At 56.5% G+C, this 6,207-nt stretch carries 7 protein-coding genes; 5 read left to right on the top strand and 2 right to left on the bottom strand.

Annotated elements, in window-relative coordinates; all coding sequences use genetic code 11:
* Positions 1 to 216: hypothetical protein (locus FA740_RS19945; protein WP_211243759.1), on the top strand; the 216-nt coding region annotated here is incomplete at its 5' end.
* Between the two features lie 58 nt (positions 217 to 274).
* Positions 275 to 670, top strand: a complete 396-nt coding sequence (locus FA740_RS18895) for a DUF1622 domain-containing protein (protein WP_136858352.1) — start codon at positions 275 to 277, stop codon at positions 668 to 670.
* A gap of 125 nt (positions 671 to 795) precedes the next feature.
* On the opposite strand, the gene FA740_RS18890 is transcribed toward FA740_RS18895, so the two are convergent.
* A complete protein-coding gene (locus FA740_RS18890; RefSeq protein WP_136858351.1) occupies positions 796 to 1,536 on the bottom strand; it encodes an alpha/beta hydrolase in 741 nt (246 codons plus the stop codon).
* A gap of 100 nt (positions 1,537 to 1,636) precedes the next feature.
* Entirely contained in the window at positions 1,637 to 2,530 is an 894-nt protein-coding gene (locus FA740_RS18885) for a LysR family transcriptional regulator (RefSeq protein ID WP_136858350.1), read from the bottom strand.
* A 141-nt stretch (positions 2,531 to 2,671) separates the two neighbouring features.
* Here FA740_RS18885 and FA740_RS18880 point away from each other — a divergent pair, with 141 nt between their 5' ends.
* From FA740_RS18880 to FA740_RS18870, 3 genes are read left to right on the top strand one after another with little or no spacing between them, the layout of a single operon-like run.
* Positions 2,672 to 3,184, top strand: a complete 513-nt coding sequence (locus tag FA740_RS18880; RefSeq protein ID WP_136858349.1) for a TRAP transporter small permease subunit — start codon at positions 2,672 to 2,674, stop codon at positions 3,182 to 3,184.
* A complete protein-coding gene (locus FA740_RS18875) occupies positions 3,181 to 4,491 on the top strand; it encodes a TRAP transporter large permease (RefSeq protein ID WP_136858348.1) in 1,311 nt (436 codons plus the stop codon). Before FA740_RS18880 ends, FA740_RS18875 begins: the two co-directional genes overlap by 4 nt.
* Before the next feature lie 37 nt (positions 4,492 to 4,528).
* Entirely contained in the window at positions 4,529 to 5,653 is a 1,125-nt protein-coding gene (locus tag FA740_RS18870) for a C4-dicarboxylate TRAP transporter substrate-binding protein (RefSeq protein ID WP_136858347.1), read from the top strand.
* Positions 5,654 to 6,207: the final 554 nt, after the last annotated feature.

Below are 6,207 nucleotides of genomic sequence, written 5' to 3'. Positions count from 1 at the left end.
GCACTCGGTCGTCAGAATTGCTACGCCAGCGCCTCGGCCGAAGTGCATCTGAGCGTCAACTTAGGGTCTGTCAGACCCCAGGTTGACGCAAACCACAGGCACCAGGCGGCGCATGGACATAACGCGGCTCTGCGCCAGAGAGGTGAATCCGATATAGAGAACATTCTGTCCGTCGCTCTGGAAACAGACGGCTCCATGAGAGTGATCCCGCACTGATCCCGCGTGGCGGGCTTGTTACCCTTATGGCAAGGTGACAGGTTCCGGAGAACCACCGATGATGGAGGACCGGCTTATGGAGGCTACGACATTTCTGTCCTTGGCAGACCATCTGGAGTCTGTTGCGACCGTGCTGGGATGGATTGTCGTTCTAGTTGAGCTGTTCGCGATCGCCATTCTGCTGCTGGGCGTGGTGCGGTTCACGAGGTGGTTTGTCTCCGGCGAGGTTATGCGGCGCGATGCGCATGAGCGCGACCATCAGCTCAATCGCGGTCGACTGGCGCTTGGCAGGCATATTCTGGCGAGCCTGGAGGTTTTAATCGTAGCTGACCTGATCCGGACCGTGCTGCACCTGACTATTGCCAATGTCGTGCTTTTGGGGGGGCTGGTGCTCATCCGGTCCTTCATCTCCTTCTCTCTCGAATATGAAATGCGGGCACTGGAGAAAGAATGAACGCAGTCGGAATGGGAGCGCTGCATGCCTTATGGGCAGGCGTCATGTGATACTAGCAATGTCGCATAAGGTAATGATGCCGTATGAGAGCCGGATGCATGAACGGTGCCCCACTGCCCGAGCGATCACTCCGTGATGAATGCGGAGCATCGTTCAACAATTTCGTCCCGGTCATGATCGAGCGTCGCGACATGAAACGAGTGTTCAAGCCACTGTAAGGTCACCTTCGACGAACCGACTTCACGAACAATGCGTGACCCGTTTTCGGGCGCTACGACGTGGTCTTGGCGAGACTGGAACACGAGAATGGGTTGCTTCAGGTTTGGTAGCATTACGCCTGTCGCGCAGGTCAATATGAACCGTTCACGCATCGTAGCTATGGGAATTTTATCATAGCACGTCTCGCGCCTTGTGGGGTGCTTTATATCGGATCCGATACCTTGGTGAAACTCACCGATACTGGTCGAAAACAGTCCCGCCACCTGGTCCGGTCGGTAGATGCCGGTTGATCCATTGATGCTGATGACCCCATCAACACGATCCGGGAATCGGACAGACAGATTGAGCGCGATCGTGCCACCGAGCGACAGACCTGCCACGACGACTTGGTCGCACTCGGTCCGCACACGATCAAGCGCGCTTTCCGCGGTGGCCAGCCACTCCCTGTATCCAGTTCGCGCCAGCGCCTCGGGAGTCTCTCCATGCCCCGCCAGCAGCGGCACGCTTATCGTGGCACCCGTCGAAGCATGGATCTGCCGGCCAACATAAGCGACGCTCTGTGGTGTGCTCGTAAAACCGTGCAGCAACAGCACCCCTGTGCTTGATCCCTGCAGATAGAATGGGTTTGGATCGGAATCGCAGTCCATCACACGCTCATACTCGTCGCTCGTTGCAGCTTCACCATAAGAGGCAAGAATCCCACGACGCTCAAATAGGGTTGTGTGATCGGGTGATCGCAGAATTGGATCACTTGCATGCAAAATTATCGCAGAAACTGTCCCGGAAGGCTCGCAGCAGCTTGGTATCAGCAACGTTGCTCCACGCCATTGCGATGGTCAGCTGAGGTGCCCAGCCCGGCACGGCCATGATCTTGAGCGCGGCGGGCAGGCTGTCTGCGGCGCTGATCGGATAAAAGGTTAGCCCACGTCCTTCTGCAACCCGTTGAAAGATAACTTGCACATCCCAAGCTTCATCAACAATTGAGGGGCGCAAACCTGGTTCGACAAACGCCGCATCGAGGAGCGCGCGGAACGACCGCCAGTTTTCCCGAACCCCTATAACGAAGTCGGCATCGCGCAACATATCGAGGGACACGTCATCAATAGACCGCGGCACGACGACCCCGATCTGTGTTGACCAGATCGGCCTCTGCGTAACCTGCGGGTCCTGGACGCTCTCGTGGAATAATAGAAACCCAATATCGATTTCACCGGTTTTCAAATTCTTCATCATGGTGTCCGTGGACATGACGTGCATCTCGACTTGGCAACCCGGATGAAGTCTGTTGAGCCTGTCCAGTCCTGCCGAAATGTGAGATGAGGTAGCAAGCGCAGAATATCCCACAATGATATGACCACGGGCGCCTAGTTCATTCTGGCGAGATGCGCGGATGGTGCGTTCGAACGCAGCCAGCGTCAGACGCGCATCATCAAGGAACACGCGTCCGGGTTCGGTAATCTCGAAGCCACTGCCGCCACGCTGAAAGATCGTGAAACCCAGGTCTTTCTCGGTATCCTGCACCGTCTTGCTGACAGCAGGCTGAGCGATGTTCAGTGCCTCAGCGGCCGCGCGAAATCCCCCGGCGTCCGCAACCGCAATCGTGTAACGCAGATGACGGATGCCAATGCGCGTCGGACCCATGGAGCTCTCCTACTGGAATGACAGACCGATAACGAAGTGCGATCACCCGATCAAGCTTTGCGATTTGAAGTGAGCTGATCTGTGCGGAATGCTGTGACAGCGAGCGGACGATCGGGAGAGAGTTTTGCGCAAGGAGGGATTATGGATCGTGCATTTCGCAGACTGACTCATGGGCTGATGCTCGTGGGTGGTCTGGGTATCATTCTTATGATGCTCAACATTACGCTGGACGTTGTTCTGAAGGTTTTTTGGAATGCTCCGATCCAAGGAACTGTCGAGATTTCGTCTTATTACTACATGGTCGCCATCGTTTTACTACCGATGGCCATGGTCGAATACGACGACGAGCAGATTAGCGTGGACCTACTGTTCACCCACTTTCCCGCTTGGCTTAAGAAAACCAGCTTGATGGTCACTTTCATCGCCACAGCGGGGATGCTGTCGATCATGACGTGGCGGACCGGGCTGGATGCTGTTCGGGCCTTCAATGTCGGCGAGGTCGTCATGGGCAGCCGTCAGATCATCGTGTGGCCGGCCCGCTGCATGTTGCCGCTTGGATTTGGGTTGGCGGCGATTGCTGCCGTCATGCGGGGGATCATGCTTCTGCGCGGTCTTCCTGTCACAAAACTGCATGACGCGGATTTCGCAGCATGAGCATGTTGACAATTGGGTGGATCGGGGTCGGCTGCCTCTTCGGCCTCCTTGCCCTGCGCATGTCTATTGGTATCGCCTTGATGATCGTTTCGTTCGTCGGCATCTCTGTCATGTTGAATACGACAGCTGCATTCGGAATTGTCAGCGCGCTACCCTTCAGCTTCATTGGCGACTGGTCACTGACCGCCATTCCTATGTTCCTCTTGATGGGGTTCATTGCGGCCAACACAGGGCTAACGACAGGTGCATTTGATCTTCTAAAACTACTCCTTGCACGCGTCCCGGGCGGGCTTGCTTCGGCCAGCGTGGGGGCGTGCGGACTATTCGCCGCCGCCTCCGGGTCCAGTATCGCGACGACGGCCGCCATGTCGCGTATCGCTGTTCCGGAGATGCTGCGAGCCAAGTATCACCCCTCTCTGGCAACCGGCGTCGTCGCGGCCTCGGGCACCCTCGGATCCTTGATTCCGCCGTCGATTCTGATGGTCCTCTATGGGATATTCACCGAGCAATCGATTGGACAGCTGTTCATTGCAGGTGTGATACCGGGCGTGATCTCTGCGCTGATCTACATGGGCATGATCACGATCCGCTGTGCCCTTAGTCCTAGTCTGGCACCCCGGAGCAACGAAATCTTCGACCTGTCACGCTTCTTCGGCTTGTTATGGTCAGTCTGGCCGTTCCCCGTGCTAATCATGGGTGTGCTGGGCGGCATTTTCGGCGGGTTCTTCACCCCCACCGAGGCAGGGGCAGTTGGTGCATCACTCGCTATCTTGATCGCCGTCCTGCGCCGCAGTCTGACCTGGGAGGCTATGCGCTCTGCTATCCGCCAAACCGTTGTTGCCACGTCATCTATCTTTTTTCTATCGATCGGCGCGATCATGTTCACCCGTTTCATGGGCTTATCGGGGGTGCCGCGGTCACTGAGCGACGCGATGCTGTCAGTGTCGGATAACCAGATCGTCATCATCCTCATGGTCGCCGGGTTATTCATCATCCTTGGCATGGTCATCGATTCGATTGGCCTCATGCTGCTGACCCTGCCAGTTCTCCTGCCTGTCTTGGAGAGTGCCGACGTCAATCTGATCTGGTTCGGGATCATAACGATCAAGTTGCTAGAGATTGGACTGGTCACGCCGCCGGTCGGGCTGAACCTCTACGTCCTGCACAGTGCGCTGTCCGGCAAGGTCAAGTTAAGCGACATCATCTCCGGGACCACGTGGTTTATCGCGATGGATGTTGTGACTCTGTTCCTATTGATCGCATTTCCAGCGCTCAGTCTCTTCCTGCCATCTCTGATGGCCGGCTGAATACACACCAACTGAATATTCCAAAGGGAGGAAACCTGTGAAGACCGTATCCATTCTGAAATCCACCGTGGTCGCGCTTGTGACGATGTCCGCCGCAGCGGCCGCAGAGAGCTATAACGCGAACCACTTTTTTGCGGAACGCCATTCCATGGTGCGCGGTCCCTACGTTGAATTCGCCAAAAAAGTCGCAGAAGAAACCGATGGCGCGATTGAGTTCAACGTATTCTCTGCAGGCTCCCTGTTGCCGCCTGCCTCATCGCTTCAGGGCGTGCGTGATGGGGTGGCACAGGTCACCTATCATGCGGGCACCTATACGCCGTCGGAGCTGCCCATCGCCAACTTGATCGGCGACATGGCGTTCTACAACACGGACCCGCTCGTTATGGCGTTCGCGTCCACGGAGTTCGGCCTGACAAACCCGGAGCAGCAGGCGGAATGGAAAACAAACGGGGTTGTCTATGGTGGCGGCTATTCTACGTCCGAGTATTTCATGCAGTGCAACACACCGATCCGGACTCTTGAGGACATCAAGGGTAAACGGTTGCGAATGGCCGGCGGGGCATGGTCTCGGTTCGCGGAGCATGTCGGAGCCGTCCCTGTCTCCATCCCTTCCAGTGAGATGTATACGGGTCTGGACGCTGGGTCACTCGATTGCGCAGTAGCGGCTGCCGATGCGCTCGACAGCTTCAGTTTGAAGGATGTTGTGACCGACATGAATACTCTGCCTATTGGTAATTACTACGCGGGGTTTGAATGGGGTTATAATGTCCCCTTCTGGCAATCGATCACGCCGGAAAACCGTCGTGTGCTTTTCAACCAGATGGCTTATTATCTGGGAGAGCACCGCATCGAGTTCGACAAGGATGTTGAGAAAGCGGTGCAGTCCGCAAAGGACGGCGGCATGACGGTCGTCGATCCTGATGACACGCTTAAGAACGCGCTTGCAGAATTTGTAGCGGCAGACGAGGCGACGCTCGTTGCCAACGCAAAAGAGCGCGGTGTCGAAGACCCGGAAGTAATCCTGACATCATTTAAGGCGCTCATCGACAAATGGGATGCACTGCTTGCTCAGGTGGACACGGCGGATGTAGAGGCTCTTGCCGAACTAGCGCGCACGGAAATTTACGACAAGATCGACGAGACGACTTACGGCGTCAACTAAGCCACGTTAGGGCAAGAATTAGGCTGGGATGCATTATTTACTGCCCAAGAAGGCGGCCCATCACTTGGGCCGCCTACCTCCACGGAGATTGATTTACACATGACTGCTCTTTACTTGCTCCCCATAGAGATATGCGGCCAAGACATTCGACCAATGTCTATTGCACAACGTCTGCAGTGACCAAAGAAAGATCCCGCATGGTGCCGACTGCGCGGCTTGCTCTACTGTGCTGAACACCAGCGTTCGGACTGGGGCAGCGCGCCGCACCCTCGTTGGATACCGGCCGTCGGCCTTAGGCCGAGTGCGCTTGGACTAAACAGGGGGAGCGACGAGTAACGACCGTTGCCATAGATCGAGCTAGATTGACGGCAGGCATGGGGCGTCTCGAAGCATCGCACCCATCTGCCCACTGGCCATTGACGCCCCTGCAAGCAAGGGCAACAAACGATGCACCATTCATCGGGGGAGCCTCATATGATCTATTGCCAAACACGCCGCGGTGCGGCCGTCGCCGCTTTCCTGACCGGATGCGCCCTGTCCTCTGCTGCAACCGC

Origin of the sequence: Paracoccus hibiscisoli (assembly GCF_005048265.1) — a bacterium.
Lineage (GTDB): Bacteria > Pseudomonadota > Alphaproteobacteria > Rhodobacterales > Rhodobacteraceae > Paracoccus > Paracoccus hibiscisoli.
Note: the sequence above shows the minus strand (reverse complement) of the source record. Positions and strands in the feature narration are given on the sequence as shown.